Below are 23,554 nucleotides of genomic sequence, written 5' to 3'. Positions count from 1 at the left end.
TTATCCCGAGGCGTTTTATTTTCAGCGTTGAAATGATGGAGCATCCATGTTCGTCCAGATCCTAGGTTCCGCCGCCGGCGGCGGTTTTCCCCAGTGGAACTGCAATTGCGAAAACTGCGCAGGTTTTCGCAAGGGTAGCCTGCGGGCCAAGGCACGCACCCAATCGTCCATCGCGATTTCCGATAACGGCGTGAATTGGGTGCTGTGCAATACCTCCCCGGACATCCGTGCCCAGCTCCAGAGCTTCGCGCCCATGCAACCGGGGCGCGCACTGCGCGATACCGGGATCAGCTCGATCATCCTTATGGACAGCCAGATCGACCACACCACCGGTCTGCTCATGCTGCGCGAAGGTTGCCCGCACCAGGTCTGGTGCACCGACATGGTCCATGAGGATTTGAGTACCGGATTCCCGCTGTTCAACATGCTGACCCACTGGAACGGCGGCCTGAGCTGGAACCGCATCGAACTCGACCAGAGCTTCAGCATCCCGGCCTGCCCGAACCTGCGCTTCACCCCGCTGCCACTGCGCAGCGCCGCGCCGCCCTACTCGCCGCATCGCTTCGACCCGCATCCGGGCGACAACATCGGCCTGATCGTTGAAGACCTCAATACCGGTGGCAAGCTGTTCTATGCACCAGGGCTGGGCAAGGTCGATGCGCCGCTGCTGGAAATCATGGCCGCCAGTGATTGCCTGTTGGTGGACGGCACGCTGTGGGACGACGACGAAATGCAGCGCCGTGGTGTCGGCACCCGCACCGGCCGTGAGATGGGCCACCTGGCGCAGAACGGCCCTGGCGGCATGCTTGAAGTGCTGGAACAACTGCCCAAACAGCGCAAGGTGCTTATTCACATCAACAACACCAACCCGATTCTCGACGAAGATTCGCCGCAGCGGGCGGAGTTGGAACGGCGCCAGGTTGAAGTGGCTTATGACGGCATGAGTATTGTGTTGTAACCGATGGCCCCTTCGCGAGCAGGCTCGCTCCCACAGGGGGAAGGCGATCTACTGTGGGAGCGAGCCTGCTCGCGAAGAGGCCGGTAATAACGCCTCATTTCTACGGCTGTTCGTTGGAGAACCGCAATGACCGACACCCCCATGTCCCCCGCCGAATTCGAAGCCGCCCTGCGCGCCAAGGGCGCCTACTACCACATCCACCACCCCTACCACGTGGCGATGTACGAAGGCCGGGCTACCCGCGAGCAGATCCAGGGCTGGGTCGCCAACCGCTTTTACTATCAGGTGAACATCCCCCTGAAGGACGCGGCCATCCTGGCCAATTGCCCGGACCGCGAGGTCCGGCGCGAATGGATTCAACGCCTGCTCGACCATGACGGCGCCCCCGGCGAAGACGGCGGTATCGAAGCCTGGCTGCGCCTGGGCCAGGCCGTCGGTCTCGACCCGGAGCAATTGCGCTCCCAGGAACTGGTGCTGCCCGGCGTTCGTTTTGCCGTCGACGCCTACGTCAACTTCGCCCGTCGCGCCCGTTGGCAGGAAGCGGCCAGCAGCTCGCTGACCGAGCTGTTCGCCCCGCAGATCCACCAATCGCGCCTGGACAGCTGGCCGCAGCACTACCCGTGGATCGACCCCGCCGGCTACGCGTATTTCCGCACCCGCCTGGGCCAGGCGCGGCGCGATGTCGAGCACGGCCTGGCCATCACCCTCGAGCACTACACGACGCGGGAAGGCCAGGAGCGCATGCTGGAAATTCTCCAGTTCAAACTGGACATTCTTTGGAGCATGCTCGATGCCATGAGCATGGCCTATGAGTTGAACCGCCCGCCCTACCATACGGTGACGAGTGAACGGGTCTGGCATAAAGGAATCACCCTATGAGTTTCGATCGCAGCAAGACCCCGTCCTGGCGTCCTGGCTACCGTTTCCAGTACGAACCGGCACAGAAAGGCCACGTGCTGCTGTACCCGGAAGGCATGATTAAACTCAATGAAAGCGCCGCGCTGATCGGCGGCCTGATCGATGGCGAGCGTGATGTCGCCGCGATCATCAACGAGCTCGACCGGCAGTTCCCTGGCGTGCCTGAGCTCGCTGACGACATCGAGCAATTCATGGAGGTTGCCCGTGCGCAACACTGGATCGAACTTGCCTGATTCATCCAGGCAAGTACCGCCCAAGCCAGAGATCGGCCTGCCCCTTTGGTTGCTGGCCGAACTGACTTATCGCTGCCCGCTGCAATGCCCGTACTGCTCCAATCCGCTGGATTTTGCCGAACAAGGCCAGGAGCTCAGTACCGAGCAGTGGATCAAGGTGTTCCGCGAGGCCCGCGAGATGGGCGCGGCGCAGCTGGGCTTTTCCGGGGGTGAGCCGTTGGTGCGCCAGGACCTCGCCGAGCTGATTGCCGAGGCGCGCCAGCTGGGGTTCTACACCAACCTGATCACCTCCGGCATCGGCCTGACCGAACAGAAAATCAGCGATTTCAAAAAGGCCGGGCTCGATCACATCCAGATCAGTTTCCAGGCCAGCGACGAGCAGGTGAACAACCTGCTGGCGGGCTCGAAAAAAGCCTTCGCGCAAAAGCTGGAAATGGCCCGCGCCGTGAAAGCCCATGGCTATCCAATGGTGCTGAACTTCGTCACCCATCGGCACAACATCGACAAGATCGACCGCATCATCGAGCTGTGCATTGCCCTGGAGGCCGACTTCGTCGAACTCGCCACCTGCCAGTTCTACGGCTGGGCGCAACTCAACCGGGTGGGGCTGCTGCCGACCCGGGAGCAACTGGTGCGCGCCGAACGCATCACCAACGAATACCGCGCCAAACTGGAAGCCGAAGGGCATCCGTGCAAGCTGATTTTCGTCACCCCGGATTACTACGAAGAACGCCCGAAAGCCTGCATGAACGGCTGGGGCAGTATCTTCCTGACGGTCACACCGGACGGCACCGCCCTGCCCTGTCATGGCGCCCGACAGCTGCCGGTGCAGTTTCCCAACGTGCGCGACCACAGCATGCAGCACATCTGGTACGACTCGTTCGGCTTCAACCGCTTTCGCGGTTACGACTGGATGCCCGAGCCATGCCGCTCCTGCGACGAGAAAGAAAAGGACTTCGGCGGCTGTCGCTGCCAGGCCTTCATGCTCACGGGGGATGCGCGCAACGCCGACCCGGTGTGCAGCAAGTCGCCTCATCACGGCGTGATCCTCAAGGCCCGCGAAGAGGCCGAGCACGCGACTCAGACCATTGAACAACTGGCCTTTCGCAATGAACGAAACTCACGCCTCATCGCCAAAAGCTGAACCCTTCAGCGCCGCCAACGCCGTCGCGGCCGGCATCGATTTTGCCGAGCTGCAGGTCGGCGCCCATGGTTTGTTCTGGAACGAATACCGCCCGGAGGATGCCGCGTGTCGGATCTGGCACTGGCGTGATGGTGTCGCCAACTGCCTGACGCCACCCCCGTTCAGTGTCCGCAGTCGAGTGTATGAATATGGCGGTGGCGCGTTTTGCCTGACCGACGACGGCGTGGTGTTCGTCAATGAGGCGGATCAGCAACTTTATCGCCAATCACTGCAAGGCGAGACGCCAGAGGTGCTGACGTCAGGTGTGTGTCGATATGGTGATCTGCAGTTCGCCAATGGCCAGGTACTGGCGGTAGAGGAAAACCGCAATGTACACCGCCTGGTGGCGATCGACCTGGTGGATGGCGCGCGGCATTTGTTGGCCGAAGGCGCGGACTTTTACGCCGCACCGACCTTGAGTCCCGATGCGCAACGACTGGCCTGGATAGAGTGGAGTCGCCCGGATCAACCCTGGACCGCGACCCGTTTGATGGTCGCCCGACGCCAGGCCGATGGCGGCTTCGCTACCCCTTGCTGCGTGGCCGGCGACCAAGCGCAGGAATCGCTGCAACAACCTCGTTTCGATGCTGACAATCGCTTGTTCTGCCTGACCGATCGCGGTGGTTTCTGGCAGCCCTGGATGGAATCGGCCGATGGCCTGGCACCATTACCCGGCACCGCCGCCGACCACGGCCCCGCCCCCTGGCAACTGGGCGGTTGTACCTGGTTACCGCTAAGCGAAGGTACTTATCTGGCCAGCTTGACGGAAGGCGGTTTTGGCCGATTGGGGCTTTGCGGTACTTCGTGCAAAGACTTTACCGGCGATTACAGCCGCTTCCGCCATCTTGCCGTCGATGATCAGTTCATCTACTGCATTGCTGCGTCCCCCGTCAGCTCAGCGGCGGTGATCGCCATCGATCGCCAGAGCCACCAAGTAAAAGTCCTCGCCGGCGGTGTGGCACCGCTGCCCGCCGGGCAAATCAGTCGTCCGCAAACGCTGCACTACCCAAGCGGTTCGGGTGAAGCCCACGGTTTCTTCTACCCGGCGATGAACGGCGACGCCAAGCCGCCATTGGTGGTGTTCATCCACGGCGGCCCAACCTCGGCGTGCTACCCGATGCTCGATCCGCGCATCCAGTACTGGGCGCAACGAGGTTTTGCCGTGGCCGATCTCAACTATCGCGGCAGCAGCGGATACGGCCGGGACTATCGCCAGGCCCTGCATTTGCGCTGGGGCGAAGTCGATGTCGAAGACGCTTGCGCGGTGGTCAACCATCTCGCCGAACGTGGTTTGATCGATGGCCAGCGAGCTTTCATTCGCGGTGGCAGCGCCGGTGGCTATACGGCGCTGTGCGCGTTGGCGTTCCACCAGGTGTTTCGTGCCGGTGCCAGTCTTTATGGGGTCAGCGACCCAGTGGCGCTGGGACGGGCGACGCACAAATTCGAGGGTGACTACCTGGACTGGCTGATCGGTGATCCACAACAGGATGCCGAACGCTACGCCGCACGCACGCCGTTATTGCATGCCAGCAACATTCGCGTGCCGGTGATCTTCTTTCAAGGTGAGCTGGATGCCGTGGTAGTACCGCAGCAAACCCGCGACATGGTCGAGGCCCTGCAGAACAACGGTATCCTGGTCGAGGCCCATTACTACGCGGACGAACGTCACGGTTTTCGCAAAGCCGGCAACCAGGCGCATGCGCTCGAGCAGGAATGGTTGTTCTATCGGCGGGTGATGGCGCTCACAAATTGAGAGCGCCACACAGGGAAAAACGCCTCACCGCTTGGCGATGATGTACACCGCATGCACGATCCCGGGAATGTAACCGCACAGCGTCAGCAGAATATTCAGCCAGAACGCTCCACCGAACCCCACTTGCAGAAATACACCCAGTGGTGGCAACAGAATGGCGATGATGATGCGGATAAAGTCCATGGACATAGCTCCTGATTGAAGTGGGCTCACGCGAGCCCATACCCTATCGACCTGTACCGTTGGTCAGGGTTCAGCCCGACTGTTCAGGCCAATGTACCCAGGCCATGTTTCTGAACGATGCAACCGCCATAAAAAAACGCCCCACGCCAAAAGAATCAGGCGTGGGGCGTGCGTTATACCGCGAGACGGTTCGGGAATTCGTGCAGCAAGCGTCCGCTCAGACGGCAATCCCTTTACGGCATTGCAGCTGTGCGGTGCGTACGCGGGAGAAGGCACGGGCCAGGCGCAGCAGCATTTCATCGATATTGGACTTGCTGACCGTCAGCGCCGGGGTAAATCGCAGGCAATCGGCTCGCGGCGCGTCGAGCAGCAGCCCTTCGTACAACGCGGCCTTGACCACGGCGTCTGCCGAGTCGTCGGAAAGCGTCAGCCCCCAGAGCAACCCTTGTCCGCGTAATTCGCCATGTCCGTAACGATGGGACAAACGCTGGAGGCCTTCGCGCAGGTGCTGAGCCATTTCCCCGACATGCTCGAGAAAGCCTTTGTCCTGCACGCTATCGAGCACCGCCAGGCCGGCTGCAGTCAGCAGTGCGTTGCCATGATGGGTACCGCTCATTTCGCCGGTTTCCAGGCAGCAGGCCTTGCCCCGCGCCAGCAGCGCCGCCACCGGTACGCCACCACCAAGCCCTTTGCCGAGCACGACGATATCGGCCCGCACACCGAAGGACTGTTCAGCCAGCATGCTGCCACAGCGACCGACACCGGTTTGCACCTCGTCGAAGATCAGCAGGATGCCCAACTCGCGACACAGGCGCTCGACCCCCTTGAGGTAATGCGCGGTGGCCGCAATCACCCCGGCTTCACTCTGGATCGGCTCGAGCATGATCGCCACGGTCCGTTCATCCACCGCCGCATTCAGCGCCGCAAGATCATTGAATGGGACGCGACTGAAGCCCGGTAGCTGCGGCTCGAAGCGGTTGACCAGGGTCGAACTGTCCGACGCCGAAATCGTCCCCAGGCTACGACCATGGCAAGCCTGATCGGCCACGATAATCCGCGAAGCCCCGCCGCGGTGCCGTTGACCCCATTTGCGCGCCAGCTTGATCGCCGCCTCACAGGCCTCGCTGCCGCTGTTGAGCAGGTAGGCCTGGTCGCTGCCGGTGACGGCACACAGGCGCTCGGCGAGCTTGAGCATGCCGCGGTTATGCAGGGCGAAACCCGGATTGATCAACGCTTGCGCCTGCGCAGTAATGGCGCTGACCAGTGCCTTGGGGCTGTGACCAAGGCTATTGGCACCGCCGCCCTGGGAGAAATCCAGGTACGCACGGTCATCGCTGTCCCACAACCAGGAACCCTGGCCGCGGGCAAATACCTGTTGGGGTCGATCGACACTGGGCATCAAGTACTCGCTGCAAAGGTTGTCCGCGTTTGGGGCAGAGGAGCTGTCCTGCAGCAAATCATCGAGACTGGGCGCATGTCGACGCAGGCTGAACAGATTCATGGGCGCAACCCTCGCAGAAGGTTTTTTGCGTTACCTATGCAAACGTCATCGAAGCGAAGGGAGTTCATCGCGTTCCGGGGCCCTGTAAGCCGTGTGAATGCGGTTAGACTAGGCCCCCGCAAGGCGATGAGCCATTTCGATTTCCCAGCATTTTCGATAAGAATTACTTATGGATTTCAAGCAACTGCGTTATTTCGTCGCGGTCTACGAAGAGGGCCATGTGGGCCGGGCTGCCGAGCGCCTGTCCATTTCACAGCCGGCGCTGTCTCAGCAGATCCGCCACCTTGAACAAACCCTGGATGTGAGCCTGTTCGAACGCAGCAGCAAACGCCTATTGCCGACCCTTGCGGCCCATACGCTCTATAACCATGCCCTGCCCTTGCTCGATGGCCTGCAACGGGCACGTGAAGCACTGGGCAACTTCAAGGGGCATGCGCTGCGCACCCTGGCCATTGGCGTACTGCAAACCGTGCACACCAGCCTGGTGCCACAAATGCTCGAACGGGTGCGCAAGGCGCAGCCTCATCTGGTGGTGCAGATCTATGAACTGACGGGACTGGAAATCGAGCGACGCTTGCTCAATGGTTCGCTGGACATCGGCATCGGCTACTTGCCGCCTCGTCAGCCGGGTCTGCACGGAGTGCTGTTGTACGAAGACGAACTGACGCTGGTCATCCCGGCAGACCATCCATTGCGCGAATTCAAGAAAGTCTCCATGAGCCAGGCTGCCGAACTGCCGATGTTGCTGCTGGGCGAAGAGTTTCAGATACGGCAGATCTGGCAGGCGCAAATGGCCAGCCTGGGACGGCGTCCGCAAGTGCAGGCCGAGCTGAACAACATGGCCGGCATACTCGACAGCCTGCCGCACACGCGACTGGCGACGGTACTGCCCGGACGCTCGCAGAAGACCCACGGCAACCAGCAATTGTTGTGGAAACCCCTGAGCGAGCCGCGGGTGCCGCTGAAAGTCGGGTTGGTTTGTCGCGATGTGCAACGGCAACAGGCCTCGCTGGCCTTGCTGCGCACGTTGCTGGAGGAGGTGATCAATCGGCCGGATGAACGCTTGAACAGCCCGCCGGCACTGGACGGCCTGAGCTGAACACTTTTCTCGAGGCAAAAGAAAACCCCGCCGAAGCGGGGCTTTGCAGACTGTTTCCCTGACATCCATTTCACTCCGCCGTCCTGGCAGAATCCTACGTGTCCGTGTTGTTACTTTGCGCTTCCTGCGCTACGTCCATAAGCAGTAGATTAGCTGTGGATCCAATTTACGACTATGGGAGAACAGCAGCACGTCATGTAAGAGAATGCTTACATCAGGTTACAAACTCAGAATTGCCCGGCCTCCAACAGGAACAGCGATTCGCTACCCGCCTTCACCGACGCACTCAGCGAGTGAATACGCGGTAGCAAACGGGCGAAATAGAAGCGTGCGGTGCCCAGTTTACTGGCGTAGAAATCGTCCTGCGTTTCTTTGCCCAAGGCGGCCTTGGCCATCAATGCCCACATGTAGGCATAGGCCACGTAGCCAAATACTTGCAGGTACTCGACCGACGCCGCGCCGATTTCATTCGGGTTGTTTTTCGCCCGATCCAGCAGCCATGCCGTCAGCTCGTCGAGCGTCGCCACCGCATCGTTGAGCGGCTTGGTGAACTCCGCCAGGTCAGCACTGGCCGTTGCGGTGAAATGGCGAATCTCGTCGGCAAACAGATTGTAGAACGCCCCGCCGCTGCCGACGATCTTGCGTCCCACCAGGTCCAGCGCCTGGATACCGTTGGTGCCTTCGTAGATCTGGGTGATGCGCACGTCGCGCACCAATTGCTCCTGGCCCCACTCACGGATATAACCGTGGCCGCCGAATACCTGCTGGCCGTGAACCGTGGTTTCCAGGCCCAGATCGGTGAGGAACGCCTTGGCCACCGGCGTCAATAAGGCCACCAGGTCTTCCGCACGCTTGCGGGTGGTGGCGTCTTCGCTGAACTTGGCGGTGTCCAATTGCATGGCGACGTAGGTCGAGAAAGCGCGGCCACCTTCGTTCGCGGCTTTCATGGTCAGCAACATGCGACGCACGTCCGGGTGGACGATGATCGGGTCAGCGACTTTGTCTTTGTTCTGCGCGCCGGTTGGCGAACGGCTCTGCAGACGATCACGAGCGTACTCGACAGCGTTCTGATAGGAGCGCTCGCCGGTGGCCAGGCCCTGGATGCCGACGCCCAGACGCTCGTAGTTCATCATGGTGAACATCGCCGCCAGGCCTTTGTTCGGCTCGCCGACCAGGTAACCCACGGCTTCGTCGAAGTTCATTACGCAGGTCGCTGAGGCCTGGATGCCCATCTTGTGTTCGATCGAGCCGCAGTTGGCCGGGTTGCGCGCACCCAGGCTGCCATCGGCATTGACCATGAACTTGGGCACCAGGAACAGCGAAATCCCTTTAGGTCCAGCCGGCGCATCGGGCAGTTTGGCCAGCACCAGGTGGATGATGTTCTCGGTCAGGTCGTGTTCGCCGCCAGTGATGAAGATCTTGGTGCCGCTGACCTTGTAGGAACCGTCGGCCTGAGGCTCGGCCTTGGTGCGGATGATCCCCAGGTCGGTGCCGGCGTGCGGTTCGGTCAGGCACATGGAACCGGCCCAGACCCCGGCGTACATGTTCGGCAGGTAGGCGGCCTTCAGCTCTTCGCTGGCGTGGGCGTTGATCGACAGGCAGGCGCCAGCGGTCAACATCGGGTACAGACCAAACGCCAGGCTGGCCGAGTTGACCATTTCCTCGACCTGGGCCGAAACGGCCTTGGGCATACCCATGCCGCCGTAGGCCGGATCTCCACCAACACCGACCCAACCACCTTCAGCGTAGGTTTGGTAAGCCTGAGGGAAACCCGCCGGCGTGGTGACAGCACCGTCCGCCCAGTGGCAACCTTCCTCGTCAGCGGCACGGCTCAGGGGCGCAACGCTTTTACTGGTGACCTTGCCGGCTTCTTCGAGAATGGCTTCGACCGTTTCAGCATCAATGGAATCGGCCAATGCTGGCAGCTCGGCCCAGAGTTTGGCGACCTCGAACACCTCATTGAGGACGAAGCGCATATCGCGCAGGGGCGCTTTGTAGTCAGCCATGGCAAACCTCGCAAATCTAAACAGATGGCTCGTAGGAAAGATGCTTTTCTTTGGGTCCGAGTGTAACCCAACAACTTTTGCGACACATAGGGTCAGCACATGACTGTTTTGTAATTTTTAGTCACTGGTGAAATGTAGGGGGGAAACGCAAGAATTGTAGGAGCGAGCCTGCTCGCGATAAACCTGAGGACGCCTCGGGGCACCTGGCTTCCAACGTTATCGTTAACGACCATCGCGAGCATGCTCGCTCCTACAGAAAAGCCCATCAGAGCGCAAACAACTCCGCCGGTAACTGCATCAGGCAATCACTCCCCGCTTCGATCGCCGCCCGATGAGCGTCGGTACGCGGCAACAGGCGCTTGAAGTAAAACTCACTGGTCGCCAGTTTGGCCCGGCAGAAATCCGCGTCGCCGCTGCCAGCATCAAGCTGCGCCTGCGCCACCAACGCCATGCGCAACCACAAGTAGCCGAGGATGATGTAACCGCTGTACATCAGGTAATCCACCGATGCGGCGCCGACTTCATCCGGGTTTTTCATCGCCGCCATGCCGACCTTGGTCGTTAAGTCGCCCCATTGCTGATTCAGCTCATCGAGCTGTGCCACATAGTTGCCCAACTGTGGATGCTCGACGTTGGCCGCGCAAAACTTGTGGACGATTTTAGTGAAGCCGCGCAACAGCTTGCCCTGGCTGCCGAGCACTTTGCGCCCGAGCAGGTCCAGCGCCTGGATGCCGTTGGTGCCCTCATAGATCGGCGCGATCCGGCAGTCGCGAACCAGCTGTTCCATCCCCCATTCACGAATGAATCCGTGGCCGCCGAATACCTGCATGCCATGGTTGGTCACTTCCAGCCCGGTTTCGGTCATGAAGGCTTTGCAGATCGGCGTCAGGAAGGCCAGCAGGTCTTCGGCATCCTGGCGCGCCGCTGCATCCGCGCTCAGGTGCGCAACGTCGAGCAACTGCGCCGTGAAATAAGTCAGGGCCCGATTGCCTTCGTTGAAGGCTTTCATGGTCAGCAACATCCGACGTACATCCGGATGCACGATGATAGGGTCGGCAACTTTTTCCGGGGCTTTCGGGCCTGTCAATGCGCGCATCTGCAAACGGTCGTTGGCGTACTTGATCGCGCCCTGGAAACTCGCCTCGCCCAGACACAAACCCTGCATGCCCGTGCCCAGTCGCGCGTGGTTCATCATGGTGAACATGCAGTTGAGGCCCTTGTTCGCTTCCCCGATCAAAAAGCCCTTGGCCCCGTCGAAATTCAGCACGCAGGTGGCCGAGGCCTTGATCCCCATCTTGTGCTCGATGGCGCCGCAGGAAACCCCATTGCGCTCGCCTGCTTCACCCTGGGTATCGGGCAGGAACTTGGGCACGATAAACAGCGAAATACCCTTGGTGCCGGCCGGTGCATCCGGCAGTTTCGCCAGAACCAGGTGAATGATGTTGGCGCTCAGGTCGTGCTCTCCGGCGGAGATGAAAATCTTGCTGCCAGTGATCGTAAAACTGCCGTCGGCTGCCGGCACGGCGCGGGTCTTGATGATGCCCAGGTCGGTGCCGCAATGGGCTTCGGTCAGGCACATGGTGCCGGTCCATTGGCCGGCGGTGAGTTTGCTCAGGTAGGTTTGTTTCTGTTCTTCAGTGCCATGGGCGTGGATCGCCGACATGGCGCCGTGGGTCAGGCCGGGGTACATGCCCCACGACGTGTTGCTCGAACCCACCATCTCGCTGATGACCAGCCCCAGCGAGCCGGGCAGACCCTGACCGCCATACGCCGGATCAGCCGCCAGGCCATGCCAGCCACCCTCGACGTATTGGGCGAAAGCCTGCTTGAAACCTGCAGGCGTCGTGACCACACCGTTGTCGAAATGGCAGCCCTCTTCGTCGCCGCTACGGTTGAGAGGCGACAGCACGTTCTCACAAAACCTGGCACCCTCTTCGAGGATCGCACTGACCATGTCCGGACTGGCCTCGGTGGCGCCGAGCGCTGAGTAGTTGCTGTGGAAATCGAAGACGTGGTCAATCAGGAAGCGCATGTCGCGCAGGGGGGCTTTGTAGGCGGGCATGGTCGTTTCTCCGGCAGTAGATGACTCAAACCTACTGCCGCCGCACCGCCCTTCACAATGACAGTCCAGACGCTGAATGCGCCGTCATCACTCAACCGCAGCAGCGTCCATGCGCACGGCGCCACGGCGGTTCTGACCGAACGCCATCACGCAGTTGCGTCCGGCGCCCTTGGCGCTGTAAAGCGCCTGGTCAGCGGACTTGAGCACTTTCTCGGGCGTGCGTTGTTCCACCCGTTCGGCAACGCCGATGCTGACAGTCACCGACACACTCGAGGCGCTGGCGCCAGCACGACGCTGGCGGCCCTGATTGTCATCCTGTGGACGGCTGTCCTGATTGCGCAGATGAATGTTGTAGGTGGCAATGGATTCGCGAATGACCTCCAGGTGCGGCATGCATTCTTCGAGGGTCTTGCCGGCAAACACCAGGGCGAACTCCTCTCCGCCATAGCGATAGGCCTTACCGCCTCCGCCGATTTTCGACAGTTTGCTGGCGACCAGTCGCAGCACCTGGTCACCGACGTCATGGCCGTGGGTGTCATTGAATTTCTTGAAGTGGTCGACGTCACTCATGGCCAACACATAGTTGCGCCCCAGGCGCTGCATGCGCTCATTCAACGCACGGCGCCCGGGCAGCCCGGTCAGTTCGTCACGGAAGGCCATTTGATAGGCCTCATGGGCAACGGCAGCCGCGATCATCAGCATCACCTGGCTGCACATGATGTTCAGGGTGAAGGGCAGGATGAAGGTTTTCGGCAACATCCAGAACAGCCCGAGCAACCCCACCAGCTGTGCCGCATGCAACGGTCTTGGGTGGCGCCAGTACTGGTAGGCCAGCAGCGCGAACGATGCGATGAACACGGGATAGGACAGCTGGATCAGGCTCATCCAGGCGCCGTGCAGGGCAGGCCAGCGAATCTGCGACAACCACACCAGCAACGCCTGTGGGTAACTTTGCTCCAGTGCCAATGCGACGCTACCGACGGCCAGTAAAACGGCGAAACGGGCGACCATGTCCTGGAACAGATGCGTACGCTCCTGCCAAGCGGCGAATACACCGAACAGCAATGGCAACAGCAGGCAACACAAATGAAAGACCACTGCGGCGTCGTCTCGCACCTTGCCATTGTCACGGTAGTAATCGGTCTGGGTGTCGAGCAGGAAGTAGGCGATGTACACCGTGACCATCAGAAACAGCTCGCGCTGGCGTCGGTAAACCGCACAGTAGGCACCGCCGAGCAACAGCACCAAGGTTGGAAGCACCTGGAACAACGACGTGAAGAACACGTTCAGGTCCTTGATGTAGGCAGCCGCGAGCCCCGCCAGCAAGAGCACTGACGACGGCAAAAAATGACCCACACGGACAGCGGAAGAACGCGGCAAAGGTAAAGCTCCGACCCGTCATTTCGATTGATGGCAATGTGCCAACAACTGTAACGGCACCGATCTCGACTTGCTGAGTCAATTACCAAGAAATTTTTAAGACAGCGTCACGGGCGGCAGTCAATACCGCTCGTGACGCCAGGGGAAGTTGCTCAGAGATCGTTATAGAAAGGCTGTAATGGCCCCTCCTCGGGTCGGCGGCCTTCGGCACCGATCGGTTTGAGCTGGATGTTGGCGTCCGCGGCTTGCCGGGTGGTGATCTTCGGACTGACCGGTTTTTGCGTCACGACATTCTCATCACCCACATGGCCCTGCGGCAGTACCAGCGACGGATGATCGAACGGCGCCCGTTCCCAGGCGACTCGCGGATCGGTCAGGCCGACCTCCATGAATTTGACCAGCGCATCGATCTCATCCGGAGTCAGATTCAAATTGGTCATGTCCGGGTCAAGGTTCGAGCCATTGTGCTGATTGACCGAAGGATGCTCGAACCCGCTGGTGTTGCTGGCGTCCTCACCGCGACGGTCACCGCCCCGGTTGTAGAACTCCATCACCTGCTTGAGCGTGGCACGGCTGCCGTTATGGAAATACGGCCCGGTCAGCGCGATGTTGCGCAGCGTCGGCGTCTTGAAGGCGCCGTCGACCGCGTCGCGGAAACCGACATTGGGCTGCAGCGTTGCATCGCAAGGAATGGCTGCGCTCAAGGGTACTTCGAAGGTGCACACATCGACATCCAGCGGGTCAGGGATCTTCCCGCCCTGCAGGAGGGTGTTGTATTGACGAGTGAAGGACAACGGGTTGCCCCAGGCATCGACGCCACCGAGTGCCAGGTCTTCGGAGGTGGGGCGCACGCCAGTGTTGTAGAAACCGTTGTCATAGAGCGTGGTCAGGTTATCCGCCATGACCATGCGTTCGATGCGTTCGCGGGGATGGAACTGCAAGCGGCTGGCGGCATTGGTCAACTCCGCGCCGCCGTGACAGTTGACGCACTTGCCCTTGCCCAGGAACAGATTCATGCCCTGGACCTGCTGGTCGTTCATGGCTGTGTGATTGCCTTGCAGATAGGCATCCAGCGGCGCCTGGTCCGACACCAGGGTGGCTTCATACATCTGGATCGCCAAGCCGAAGAACAAGGGGAAATTGGCTTCCATCTGGGTATAGGGCGCACCGCCCACCAGCACGTTTTGCGTGGCATTCCACAGCCGTGGCTGGAACGCGTTCTTGATAAGCTCGCGATAAGTAGGACGACGCGCCCCGGAAACCGGGCCGAGCACCGAGTCGGTAGACGAGATCCGCTGCTGCTTGAGCATCAGCGTGTCGAGCATGCGCCTGCCGATGTCGGCAAATGTACGCCCGCCGCAAGACATCTCCACCGCGCTGCCCGGTGGCCCCACCGCTTGCGACGCGGCCGAGGCATCGTTGAGCGCCAGTCGTACCTTTACCGCCACGGTGCTGCGCTCATTGGTCACGTAGATCCCGGCATCGGGATCGCGATTGCCAAAGGGCGAGAAACCGTTGAATACGTTATTGGCCCTGCCGTCCCAGAAATTGCGCACGTTGAACGCGGCATTGATCACCGATGGCGCATTGCGCCCGGTGCTGCGCCGGACATTGATGCCTCCGACCTGGAAGATGCCGTCCGGTTGCTGTGTGCATTTGTCGAAGCGCGGCTGGTTGGGCTTGACGAAGTTGGCGTCGAACACGCCTTGGGAGCCGATCACGTCATCAGTGGAATACAGGATGGGCGAGTTGCGATCCAGGGGATTGGCCAGCACATGGGTCGGGAAATCGGTTTTCTTGAGCAGGTAATTCGGGCCGCCCTTGCCCCCGGAAAGGGTCGCATAGGAAGGCACGTCGCCTGGGATATCGGGCGCTACGAACGGCTTGTTGAAGATCGACGCGACGTTGGCATTGGTGTGTGCCTGGCCGGGGTTGATCTGGTTGGTGGTTCGGTGGTCCACCCCGGCGTGATAGTGGCAGGAGGCGCAGGCGGTGGCGCCGTCGCTGCCGATTTCCATGTCCCAGAACAGGGCCTTGCCCAGGAGGATGGCCGCTGAGCGATTGAGCACATAGTCGGTCATCAGGTCGACCTTGCGCCCGCCTTCGGTACCGGAAGGGTCGGGCGGAGTCATGCCGCGCAGCGATTGCAGTGTCGGCACCTCAGGCACGGGCGGGTCGACCTGCGCCGGGTCAGCGGCGAACACACCAGTGGTTATCAGTACGCCCACTATCGCGTAGGCCAGGGGGGTTGTTCGAAGGATGCGCAAATATTTCAGCATGATGTCACTCCCGATTCAGAACGGAGCAGCCAAGGCTCCGGCAACCCGTCGCGAGTTGGACTCATGGCCAGCAAACGTGCTGACACTGCAACATGAAACCCAAGTTGCAGCGCGCAAGGCATTACTGCACTGGCAAAGTGCTCGCTAATCGTTGGCTAATAGCTGTTGGCTCGTCGCTCTGCGGCGACGCTTACTTGCACTGTAGTCGTAACAAAAGATTTCAAGAGGAGATTTTTATATTTTTTTTCTCGCTTGAAATCGAGGAATAGCGACTTCCGCAACTTTGGTGAAAACCCTCCCCGACACTGGGTAAAAGTCCCCACAACCGGCCAATCACAGGCGTCTGAGGCAGAGGCCGCGCTTGTTAACGCGTTGGCAAAGTATTTGCTCGAGGAGAATAAATATCGCTACAAAGAGTATAAAAATTGATGCTAGTCGAACTAACTTATTGAGAGAACATTGTCGCAAACCATCTGAAAAGGCTAATAGCAATTTCAGCAATCAGACCTGCGCGCAACTTTCTCACTAAAAACCACAAACAAAAAAGCCGCTGTTCCCGAAAGAACAGCGGCTTTTGAACAAACGCGTTAAGACTTAATAGCCCAGCGCGAAGTCCTCTTCTTTCATGTCCATCAGGTTGTTGGCGCCCGACAGCATGGTTGCAACGTGAGTACGGGTGCGCGGCAGGATACGCTGGAAGTAGAAGCGCGCCGTCTGCAGCTTGGCGGTGTAGAACGCCTCGTCAGAAGTGCCGGCAGCCAGTTTCTCGGCGGCCAGGCGTGCCATGTCAGCCCAGAAGTAGGCCAGGCAGGCGTAACCCGAGTACATCAGGTAGTCCACCGAGGCCGCGCCGACTTCTTCGCGATCCTTCATGGCAGCCATACCGACCTTCATGGTCAGCTCGCCCCACTCCTTGTTCAATGCAGCCAGCGGGGTGACGAACTCTTTGACCGCTTCGTTGCCTTCATTGGTCTGGCAGAACTTGTGCACGATCTTGGTGAAGCCCTTCAGGGCCTCGCCTTGAGTCATCAGCACTTTACGGCCCAGCAGGTCGAGTGCCTGGATGCCGGTGGTGCCTTCGTACAGCATCGAAATACGGCTGTCGCGAACGTTCTGCTCCATGCCCCACTCGGCGATGAAGCCGTGACCACCGTAGATTTGCACACCGTGGTTAGCCGATTCGAAACCGACTTCGGTCATGAAGGCCTTGGCGATCGGAGTCATGAACGCCAGCAACGCATCGGCCTTCTTCTTCTCTTCCTCGTCCACGCCGTACTTGACGATGTCGACTTGCTTGGCAGTGAAGTAGACCATCGCGCGGTTGCCTTCGGCGAATGCCTTCATGGTCAACAGCATGCGACGTACATCCGGGTGCACGATGATCGGGTCAGCGGCTTTTTCCGGCGCTTTCGGGCCAGTCAGCGAGCGCATTTGCAGACGGTCACGAGCGTATTTCAGGCCACCCTGGAAACCGATTTCGGCGTGGGCCAGGCCTTGCAGCGCGGTACCCAGACGTGCGGTGTTCATGAAGGTGAACATGCAGTTCAGGCCTTTGTTCGCCGGGCCGATCAGGAAACCGGTTGCCGCGTCGAAGTTCATCACGCAGGTGGCGTTGCCGTGGATGCCCATCTTGTGTTCCAGGGAACCACAGGACACCGCGTTGCGCGCACCTATCGAACCATCGGCGTTTGGCAGGAACTTGGGCACGATGAACAAGGAAATGCCTTTGGTGCCAGCCGGCGCATCGGGCAGGCGGGCCAGCACGATGTGCACGATGTTGTCGGCCATGTCGTGTTCACCGGCCGAGATGAAGATCTTGGTGCCGGAGACTTTGTAGGAACCGTCGGCCTGAGGTTCAGCCTTGGTGCGCAACATGCCCAGGTCGGTGCCGCAGTGCGGTTCGGTCAGGCACATGGTGCCGGTCCACTCGCCGGAAACCAGCTTGGTCAGGTAAGCCTCTTGTTGCTCAGGCGTGCCGTGCTCGGAAATGGTGTTCATCGCGCCGTGGGACAGGCCCGGGTACATGCCCCACGACCAGTTGGCTTCGCCAACCATTTCGCTGACTGCCAGACCCAGAGACTCCGGCAGGCCCTGGCCGCCGTGCTCAACGTCGTGGGCCAGGCTTGGCCAGCCGCCTTCGACGAATTGCTTGTAGGCCTCTTTGAAGCCAGTCGGGGTCTTAACGCCGGACTCGCTCCAGGTGCAGCCTTCGGTGTCACCCACGCGGTTCAGCGGAGCCAGTACCTGCTCACAAAACTTGGCGCCTTCTTCGAGAATGGCGTCAACCATGTCCGGAGTTGCGTCTGCACAAGCCGGAAGGCTCTGATAGTGCGCTTCGTAGCCGAGCAGTTCGTCACGAACGAAGCGAATATCACGCAAGGGGGCCTTGTAGTCAGGCATAGCGATAAACCTCTGCTGATGTAACCGGGAATGAGCGACCGTTGTCGAAACGATCAAACAGCTGTTTGAAACATACGTTTACGCCCAAATCTTGTCAAGCACCGATCTTTTGCCGTTCGTCATGCGCGTGGCTGTCGACCAATGAAAATCGCCTGCCAATGGTCCTTGGAAGCGGTTTCATAGACGTCTAAAGAATAACGAACTGTCAGTTCTGACAGGTTCGGACTCAGCGCAGAACCTGTTTACTGACTATAGCGGACACGACTTCGGCCACGGTGGCCTGGAGGAATATTTTCCGCGGGAGAAACGATATGGAATTGATGCCCAGTGACACCAGTCAACCTCGCACATCCGGTAATCTCGACCGTGCCTTCGCATTCGATGGCCGTATCGAGATCAGCGAAAGAGGCACCGCAAACTCAATCACCTCTGATAAAGACGGCAAACTTATTCTGGTCTCACAGATCGGCGACCTTTTTCGGCTATCGCGCTACCTTGTCGACGGCGCTGAAGACTCCTCCTTCGAGGAAACAACCTGGAACTTCGAAAATGGCGACCAATCCGCACCGAGGCGCGTTCTGCTGCAAGAAGATGGAAAAATCCTGGTTATCGGTGACTCGTTAAAAGCCGGAGTAATGAGGCCCGCCGTCACCCGCTTTAACTCCGACGGTAGTTCCGACCTGATGTTTGGCCGCAGAGTCATTACAACAGGACCAGTCGATGCGACAGCCAATACATTAAGGTACAAATTCGTAGATGGCTGCCTGCAAAACGGTCAAAAAATACTGATAGCTGCGACCTACAAACTTCAATCAGGGCGCCCTTTGAGCAGGCTGTTTTGTCTGCAAGTCGATGGCGAGCCTGACCCGCTGTTTGGCGACGGCCGCGGGTTCATCGATATCAAGTTCCATGACCGCGATAGCTATGCCTGTAACGTCCAGATTCAACGTAATGGCAGCATTATCGTGGCCGGCAGTTGGAGATATGAAGGTGAAAAACAGCGAACACGGACCGTTGTTCGCTACACGGCCGAGGGCATTCTGGACAAAACCTTTGGCCAAGCAGGCTATGCCGATGTTGTGGTGCCCGGTGAGAAAGGGGGGCAAGCGCATATTGAAGGTCTTCTCATGGACGATATTGTTACCCGGGTTGCCGTCCAGAATGACGACAAGATTATCATCGCCGGCTATGCGAGCGGCCTTGACGGCCACCGAAACGGGCTACTTGCCAGGCTTAATCAAGACGGCAGCATTGATGGGGATTTCAACGATGGAACCCCTCTGCTGATCTCTCGCTCAATGAACGATTTGTCCTTCCAATCATTTGCGATCCAACCGGACGGCAAAATCGTCGCCGTGGGCAGAGGTATCATGGCGGATACGCCCATGGAGCTTTACGAACGCGTCAGCAACAACGGAGACATAGAGGCCTTCTGGCGTGGCCACAGTGTCGGTGACTGTACCGATGTGACGATTCAACCGGGAGGACGAGTTGTTGTTTCGGGCAGTTCCGGGGCCTTCTTTAACGGCCCTCGCTTTCCAGTAGTGTGGGGGCGCCTTGGGGCCTGATTCTGTGCAAATGCGCTCAATGGTCAAAAGCCATTGAGCTTGCGCCTTAACAGGATATTGGCGTGCCGCTAAGCCAAGCGCTCAGATGAAGGTATCGATCAGCGTACCGAGCACCTCGTCGGATGCCTTGGCGACTTTGACACCCAGTTCAACCTGAACTTTGCCCTGGGACATCTCCACCCTATTGCTGGCCAGGTCCGACTGCCGACTGCGGTCGACCGAACGCAGGCGATCAACCTGAGCCTCGGAAGACTGGCTGGTGACCGAACGCTCGATCGTCGTGTTGGCGATCTGGCCAGAGGCTTGATCGATACGATTCTGCCCTGTCTGAATAGTGCTCATACCGGCATAAAAAGCGGTGGTTCCGGAGATTTCCATGGGGTTAGCTCGTCCTACAAAGGATCAATAGTGGCCATTGAAGCAGACCCACTGACAAAAAGCCCGACAACAACACTAATGGAGCAGTGCATTGTTACAGTAAACATTGCTTTCAGAAGCTCAGTCCAGCAGGTCCAGTTGCAGATGCTCAGCCACCGCTTCGGCCGTGACCATCTTGAGCTTCGGCACTCGACCCAAACATGGCGCCGGGAGGCGTTCAGCAAGGGTTGCGAGGTTTTCTTCCAGGCGCGCGGTCTTGGGATCTATGATGTTCGCCACCCATCCCGCCAGCTGCAAACCGTCCCGGGCTATCGCCTCGGCCGTCAGTAACGCATGATTGATGCAGCCCAGACGCACGCCTACGACCAGAATGACCGGCAGGTCCAGGGCTATCGCCAGGTCCGAGAGGTTGGCCTGATCGGCCAATGGCACGCGCCAGCCTCCAGCACCCTCGATCAGGGTGAAGTCGGCCTGCATGTCGAGTAACTCTCGCATCGGCGTCAGCAGCGATTGCACGGTCAACGCGATGCCGGCCTCACGCGCGGCCAGGTGCGGCGCAATGGCTGGCTCCAGTGCCAACGGATTGACCTGCGGGTAGGTCAAAGGCAGCGAACATTCCGCCAGCAGCGCCAGTGCGTCAGCGTTGCGCAGGCCCTTGGGCGTCACCGAGCAGCCAGAAGCCACTGGCTTGCCCGCTGCGGTGCTTAACCCGGCAGATCGCGCGGCATAGAGCAGACCGGCGGCAATCGTGGTTTTTCCGACATCGGTATCGGTACCGGTGATGAAATACGCGGAGCTCATAAGGGTTTCTCCAAAACGGCGTACACCACTTGATAAGTCGCCGGCAGGCCTGGGGCCTGACGAAACTGCTCATAAGCCTCGACCAGACCGAGGATCCGTGCTCGACCGGTCAAGCCGCCCGGACGCCCAGGGTTAAGGTTGTGCGCCCCCAAGGCCTTGAGTTCATGGGTCAGGCTGCGCACGTCCGGGTAATGCAGCACATGCGCCTGGTTTTCCAGGCTGATTGCGCGCAAGCCGCTGGCCGCACACAGCTGTTGATAAACGCTGAACTCACGGAAGCGGTTGACGTGCACCATGCCATCCACCTGACGCCAGCTGTCACGCAGCTCGAACAACGTGCCCACACAGAGACTAGCAAATGCAAAGACACCGCCCGGCTTGAGCACCCGATGCGCTTCGCTGAGCACCGACGCGAAGTCCGCGCACCACTGCACGGCCAGGCTGGAGAAAATCAGGTCGCACGTCGAATCGCGCAATGGCATCCGCTCGGCGTCGCCGGCGATGAAGTGCGCGGCGCCGCCCAACGGTCGGGCGTGATTAAGCATGCCTTCGGCGATGTCCAGCGCCACGCCCTGGCCGTCGGGAAACCGCTCGCCCAGCGCACGACTGAAATAGCCGGTGCCGCACCCGAGATCGAGCCAGCGCCGGGGCACGAACGCCTGCGGCAAACGGTGCAACAACTGGCCACCGACATCACGTTGCAACTCGGCCACGCTGTCGTAGCTTGCCGCGGCACGGGAAAACGACGCGGCTACCTGGCGCTTGTCGGGCAAACCACCGGGCAATTTGGGAAAGGATAAATCAGTCATCGCCGCACTCATGCAAAAAGGCCTGGATCGCCCCCGCGACACCGTGGGGATTTTCCAGGAGAAACGCGTGGCCGGCCTGTTCGATCAGACCGATTTCGACATCGGGTAGCAACGCCAGCAAGGCCTCGGCGGCTTCGGCCGGCACCAGCCCGTCGAGGCCGGCAAACAGATGCAACTGCGGCCCGCGGAATGTCTGCAGGGCTTGGCGAGTGTCCAGCTGCGCGAGCAACTCCAGGCCACTCAATAGCACTGCCGCCGTTGAGTGCGGTGCCCCTGCGAGCAATAGGCGAGACAAGCCGCGCGGGTCTTCGGCACCTTGGGCGCAGAGCAATGAAAAACGCTTCAAGGTCATGCGCGGATCGGCAGCGCAGCCTGCCAGAAAGGCATCGAACGTTTCGCCAGGCATTGCGTTTGGCCATTGGTCATGACTGACAAAAGAAGGATTGCTCGCCAGGGTCAGCAGGCCACAGCAACGGTCACCACGGCGCGCCGCCAACTCGGACGCGAGCATGCCACCCAGTGACCACCCGCCCAACCAGGCGTCCTGTGGCACGCTGGCGTCGAGTTCATCGAGCCAATGCTCAAGATTGCTCGAATCCAGCTCGGGCAGCGGCTCGATTTCGACCCGCATGTGTTCGTCCAGGCCCTGCAGGGCAGCGCCCAATGGTTGCAGCGGCGAAATTCCGAGGCCCCAACCGGGCAACAGAATCAGTCGATCACGCATGGTCAGGCTCCGCTCCCAGTCGTTGATAACAATCGGCCAGTCCCTCCAACAATAGCTGCACTTGCGCCTCGCTATGGGCGGCAGTCAGGGTCACGCGCAGTCGGGCACTGCCGGCCGGCACGGTTGGCGGACGGATCGCACTCACCATCAAGCCGCGTTCGCGCAGCATCTGCGACAAGCGCACCGCGCGCCCGGCGTCACCGATCATGATCGGCTGGATCGGCGTGAAACTGTCCATCAGCTCCAGGCCGATTTGCTCGGCGCCCTGGCGGAACTGGCGGATCAGCGTCTGCAAATGCTCGCGGCGCCAATGCTCGCTGCGCAGCAGTTCCAGGCTTTTGAGGGTCGCACAGGCCAGGGCCGGTGGTTGGCTGGTGGTGTAAATGTAGGGGCGAGCGAACTGGATCAGGCTCTCGATCAACTCTTCGCTGCCAGCTACGAAAGCCCCCGCCGTTCCGAACGCCTTGCCGAGCGTGCCGACCAGTACCGGCACGTCGTCCTGGCTCAGGCCGAAATGTTCGACGCTCCCGCCGCCATTGGCGCCCAGCGGGCCGAAACCGTGCGCATCATCGACCATCAGCCATGCACCTTTGGCCTTGGCTTCTCGCGCCAGCGCTGGCAGATCGGCGATGTCGCCGTCCATGCTGAAGACGCCGTCAGTCACGACCAGCGTATTGCCGGTGGCTTTCTCAAGACGATTGGCCAGACTCGCCGCATCGTTGTGCAAGTAGCGATTGAAACGTGCCCCTGACAAGAGGCCCGCGTCGAGCAACGAGGCATGGTTGAGCCGGTCTTCGAGCACCGTATCGCCCTGCCCCACCAACGCGGTGACCGCCCCGAGGTTGGCCATGTAGCCCGTGGTGAACAACAAGGCACGCGGACGACCGGTGAGGTCGGCCAAGGCCTCTTCCAAGGCATGATGCGGACCGCTGTGGCCGATGACCAGATGCGACGCCCCGCCCCCCACGCCCCACTTGGCAGCCCCGGCGCGCCAGGCTTCGATCACTTGGGGGTGATTGGCCAGGCCCAGGTAGTCGTTGTTGCAGAACGCCAGCAATGGCTGGCCGTCGACCACCACTTGCGGGCCCTGTGGGCTTTCGAGCAATGGACGTTGGCGGTAGAGGTTTTCAGCACGACGGGCAGCCAGGCGTGCGGCGAGATCGAAAGACATGCAGGCCTCGACTATCAAATGACACATCTCCACTGTGGGAGCGAGCTTGCTCGCGAAAGCGGTGTGTCAGTCGACATCAATGTTGGATGACGGTCCGCATTCGCGAGCAAGCCCGCTCCCACAGGGTTTTGCATTTCAATCAGCGGGA

General features: G+C 60.2%; 19 protein-coding genes. 7 read left to right on the top strand and 12 right to left on the bottom strand.

What is annotated here, in order from left to right; translation table 11 throughout:
- The first annotated feature begins 46 nt into the window (after positions 1 to 46).
- The 5 genes from pqqB to CGA21_RS23075 all read left to right on the top strand — a co-directional run bounded on the left by pqqB (position 47) and on the right by CGA21_RS23075 (position 5,045).
- A complete protein-coding gene (gene pqqB / locus CGA21_RS23095) occupies positions 47 to 958 on the top strand; it encodes a pyrroloquinoline quinone biosynthesis protein PqqB (protein ID WP_110754766.1) in 912 nt (303 codons plus the stop codon).
- Between the two features lie 126 nt (positions 959 to 1,084).
- Complete coding sequence (gene pqqC, locus CGA21_RS23090) at positions 1,085 to 1,837, top strand: pyrroloquinoline-quinone synthase PqqC (protein ID WP_110755350.1); 753 nt, start codon at positions 1,085 to 1,087, stop codon at positions 1,835 to 1,837.
- The gene (gene pqqD / locus CGA21_RS23085) at positions 1,834 to 2,109 is read left to right on the top strand and encodes a pyrroloquinoline quinone biosynthesis peptide chaperone PqqD (RefSeq protein WP_188265115.1); all 276 of its coding nucleotides are present in this window, start codon (positions 1,834 to 1,836) and stop codon (positions 2,107 to 2,109) included. Before pqqC ends, pqqD begins: the two co-directional genes overlap by 4 nt.
- Entirely contained in the window at positions 2,081 to 3,253 is a 1,173-nt protein-coding gene (gene pqqE / locus CGA21_RS23080) for a pyrroloquinoline quinone biosynthesis protein PqqE (protein WP_188265114.1), read from the top strand. Before pqqD ends, pqqE begins: the two co-directional genes overlap by 29 nt.
- Complete coding sequence (locus CGA21_RS23075; RefSeq protein WP_188265113.1) at positions 3,219 to 5,045, top strand: S9 family peptidase; 1,827 nt, start codon at positions 3,219 to 3,221, stop codon at positions 5,043 to 5,045. The genes pqqE and CGA21_RS23075 overlap by 35 nt, the downstream gene beginning before the upstream one ends.
- A 24-nt stretch (positions 5,046 to 5,069) precedes the next feature.
- Here CGA21_RS23075 and CGA21_RS23070 read toward each other — a convergent pair whose 3' ends face one another.
- Both CGA21_RS23070 and CGA21_RS23065 read right to left on the bottom strand, forming a co-directional pair.
- Complete coding sequence (locus CGA21_RS23070; RefSeq protein WP_003228885.1) at positions 5,070 to 5,228, bottom strand: YqaE/Pmp3 family membrane protein; 159 nt, start codon at positions 5,226 to 5,228, stop codon at positions 5,070 to 5,072.
- A 217-nt stretch (positions 5,229 to 5,445) separates the two neighbouring features.
- Complete coding sequence (locus CGA21_RS23065) at positions 5,446 to 6,729, bottom strand: aspartate aminotransferase family protein (protein ID WP_188265112.1); 1,284 nt, start codon at positions 6,727 to 6,729, stop codon at positions 5,446 to 5,448.
- 169 nt (positions 6,730 to 6,898) lie between these two features.
- On the opposite strand from CGA21_RS23065, the gene CGA21_RS23060 reads away from it, so the two are divergent.
- The gene (locus CGA21_RS23060; RefSeq protein WP_020796023.1) at positions 6,899 to 7,828 is read left to right on the top strand and encodes a LysR family transcriptional regulator; all 930 of its coding nucleotides are present in this window, start codon (positions 6,899 to 6,901) and stop codon (positions 7,826 to 7,828) included.
- A gap of 227 nt (positions 7,829 to 8,055) precedes the next feature.
- Here CGA21_RS23060 and CGA21_RS23055 read toward each other — a convergent pair whose 3' ends face one another.
- From CGA21_RS23055 to CGA21_RS23035, 5 genes are all read right to left on the bottom strand, one after another.
- Positions 8,056 to 9,834 (bottom strand): acyl-CoA dehydrogenase C-terminal domain-containing protein, encoded by a 1,779-nt coding sequence (locus CGA21_RS23055; RefSeq protein WP_110750503.1) that lies wholly within the window; start codon positions 9,832 to 9,834, stop codon positions 8,056 to 8,058.
- Positions 9,835 to 10,099: 265 nt separating this feature from the next.
- Entirely contained in the window at positions 10,100 to 11,896 is a 1,797-nt protein-coding gene (locus tag CGA21_RS23050; RefSeq protein WP_110750501.1) for an acyl-CoA dehydrogenase C-terminal domain-containing protein, read from the bottom strand.
- A gap of 87 nt (positions 11,897 to 11,983) precedes the next feature.
- Entirely contained in the window at positions 11,984 to 13,276 is a 1,293-nt protein-coding gene (locus CGA21_RS23045; RefSeq protein WP_042955245.1) for a GGDEF domain-containing protein, read from the bottom strand.
- 152 nt (positions 13,277 to 13,428) lie between these two features.
- Positions 13,429 to 15,555 (bottom strand): cytochrome-c peroxidase, encoded by a 2,127-nt coding sequence (locus tag CGA21_RS23040; RefSeq protein WP_188265111.1) that lies wholly within the window; start codon positions 15,553 to 15,555, stop codon positions 13,429 to 13,431.
- Positions 15,556 to 16,149: 594 nt separating this feature from the next.
- Positions 16,150 to 17,955 (bottom strand): phenylacyl-CoA dehydrogenase, encoded by a 1,806-nt coding sequence (locus CGA21_RS23035; RefSeq protein WP_020796028.1) that lies wholly within the window; start codon positions 17,953 to 17,955, stop codon positions 16,150 to 16,152.
- 311 nt (positions 17,956 to 18,266) lie between these two features.
- Here CGA21_RS23035 and CGA21_RS23030 point away from each other — a divergent pair, with 311 nt between their 5' ends.
- Positions 18,267 to 19,523, top strand: coding sequence for a hypothetical protein (locus CGA21_RS23030; RefSeq protein WP_110750499.1), 1,257 nt, complete (start codon positions 18,267 to 18,269; stop codon positions 19,521 to 19,523).
- An 81-nt stretch (positions 19,524 to 19,604) separates the two neighbouring features.
- Here CGA21_RS23030 and CGA21_RS23025 read toward each other — a convergent pair whose 3' ends face one another.
- From CGA21_RS23025 to bioF, 5 genes are all read right to left on the bottom strand, one after another.
- Positions 19,605 to 19,901 (bottom strand): pyrroloquinoline quinone biosynthesis protein PqqE, encoded by a 297-nt coding sequence (locus CGA21_RS23025; RefSeq protein ID WP_110750497.1) that lies wholly within the window; start codon positions 19,899 to 19,901, stop codon positions 19,605 to 19,607.
- A gap of 120 nt (positions 19,902 to 20,021) precedes the next feature.
- Complete coding sequence (gene bioD, locus CGA21_RS23020; RefSeq protein ID WP_110750495.1) at positions 20,022 to 20,702, bottom strand: dethiobiotin synthase; 681 nt, start codon at positions 20,700 to 20,702, stop codon at positions 20,022 to 20,024.
- Positions 20,699 to 21,511, bottom strand: coding sequence for a malonyl-ACP O-methyltransferase BioC (bioC, locus tag CGA21_RS23015; RefSeq protein WP_188265110.1), 813 nt, complete (start codon positions 21,509 to 21,511; stop codon positions 20,699 to 20,701). Before bioC ends, bioD begins: the two co-directional genes overlap by 4 nt.
- Entirely contained in the window at positions 21,504 to 22,235 is a 732-nt protein-coding gene (locus CGA21_RS23010) for an alpha/beta fold hydrolase (protein ID WP_188265109.1), read from the bottom strand. Before CGA21_RS23010 ends, bioC begins: the two co-directional genes overlap by 8 nt.
- Positions 22,228 to 23,406: an 8-amino-7-oxononanoate synthase gene (bioF, locus tag CGA21_RS23005; protein ID WP_110750489.1), complete on the bottom strand. Its 1,179-nt coding sequence runs from the start codon at positions 23,404 to 23,406 to the stop codon at positions 22,228 to 22,230. The genes CGA21_RS23010 and bioF overlap by 8 nt, the downstream gene beginning before the upstream one ends.
- Positions 23,407 to 23,554: the final 148 nt, after the last annotated feature.

It is taken from the genome of Pseudomonas sp. PSB11, from assembly GCF_014596605.1.
Lineage (GTDB): Bacteria > Pseudomonadota > Gammaproteobacteria > Pseudomonadales > Pseudomonadaceae > Aquipseudomonas > Aquipseudomonas umsongensis.
Note: the sequence above shows the minus strand (reverse complement) of the source record. Positions and strands in the feature narration are given on the sequence as shown.

What these genes read in the sequence shown, in the direction of transcription:
- pqqB (WP_110754766.1), top strand. Translation starts at nt 47, where the DNA reads ATGTTCGTCCAGATCCTAGGTTCCGCCGCCGGCGGCGGTTTTCCCCAG.
- pqqC (WP_110755350.1), top strand. Translation starts at nt 1,085, where the DNA reads ATGACCGACACCCCCATGTCCCCCGCCGAATTCGAAGCCGCCCTGCGC.
- pqqD (WP_188265115.1), top strand. Translation starts at nt 1,834, where the DNA reads ATGAGTTTCGATCGCAGCAAGACCCCGTCCTGGCGTCCTGGCTACCGT.
- CGA21_RS23075 (WP_188265113.1), top strand. Translation starts at nt 3,219, where the DNA reads ATGAACGAAACTCACGCCTCATCGCCAAAAGCTGAACCCTTCAGCGCC.
- CGA21_RS23070 (WP_003228885.1), bottom strand. Translation starts at nt 5,228, where the DNA reads ATGGACTTTATCCGCATCATCATCGCCATTCTGTTGCCACCACTGGGT.
- CGA21_RS23065 (WP_188265112.1), bottom strand. Translation starts at nt 6,729, where the DNA reads ATGAATCTGTTCAGCCTGCGTCGACATGCGCCCAGTCTCGATGATTTG.
- CGA21_RS23060 (WP_020796023.1), top strand. Translation starts at nt 6,899, where the DNA reads ATGGATTTCAAGCAACTGCGTTATTTCGTCGCGGTCTACGAAGAGGGC.
- CGA21_RS23055 (WP_110750503.1), bottom strand. Translation starts at nt 9,834, where the DNA reads ATGGCTGACTACAAAGCGCCCCTGCGCGATATGCGCTTCGTCCTCAAT.
- CGA21_RS23050 (WP_110750501.1), bottom strand. Translation starts at nt 11,896, where the DNA reads ATGCCCGCCTACAAAGCCCCCCTGCGCGACATGCGCTTCCTGATTGAC.
- CGA21_RS23040 (WP_188265111.1), bottom strand. Translation starts at nt 15,555, where the DNA reads ATGCTGAAATATTTGCGCATCCTTCGAACAACCCCCCTGGCCTACGCG.
- CGA21_RS23035 (WP_020796028.1), bottom strand. Translation starts at nt 17,955, where the DNA reads ATGCCTGACTACAAGGCCCCCTTGCGTGATATTCGCTTCGTTCGTGAC.
- CGA21_RS23030 (WP_110750499.1), top strand. Translation starts at nt 18,267, where the DNA reads ATGGAATTGATGCCCAGTGACACCAGTCAACCTCGCACATCCGGTAAT.
- CGA21_RS23025 (WP_110750497.1), bottom strand. Translation starts at nt 19,901, where the DNA reads ATGGAAATCTCCGGAACCACCGCTTTTTATGCCGGTATGAGCACTATT.
- bioD (WP_110750495.1), bottom strand. Translation starts at nt 20,702, where the DNA reads ATGAGCTCCGCGTATTTCATCACCGGTACCGATACCGATGTCGGAAAA.
- bioC (WP_188265110.1), bottom strand. Translation starts at nt 21,511, where the DNA reads ATGACTGATTTATCCTTTCCCAAATTGCCCGGTGGTTTGCCCGACAAG.
- CGA21_RS23010 (WP_188265109.1), bottom strand. Translation starts at nt 22,235, where the DNA reads ATGCGTGATCGACTGATTCTGTTGCCCGGTTGGGGCCTCGGAATTTCG.
- bioF (WP_110750489.1), bottom strand. Translation starts at nt 23,406, where the DNA reads ATGTCTTTCGATCTCGCCGCACGCCTGGCTGCCCGTCGTGCTGAAAAC.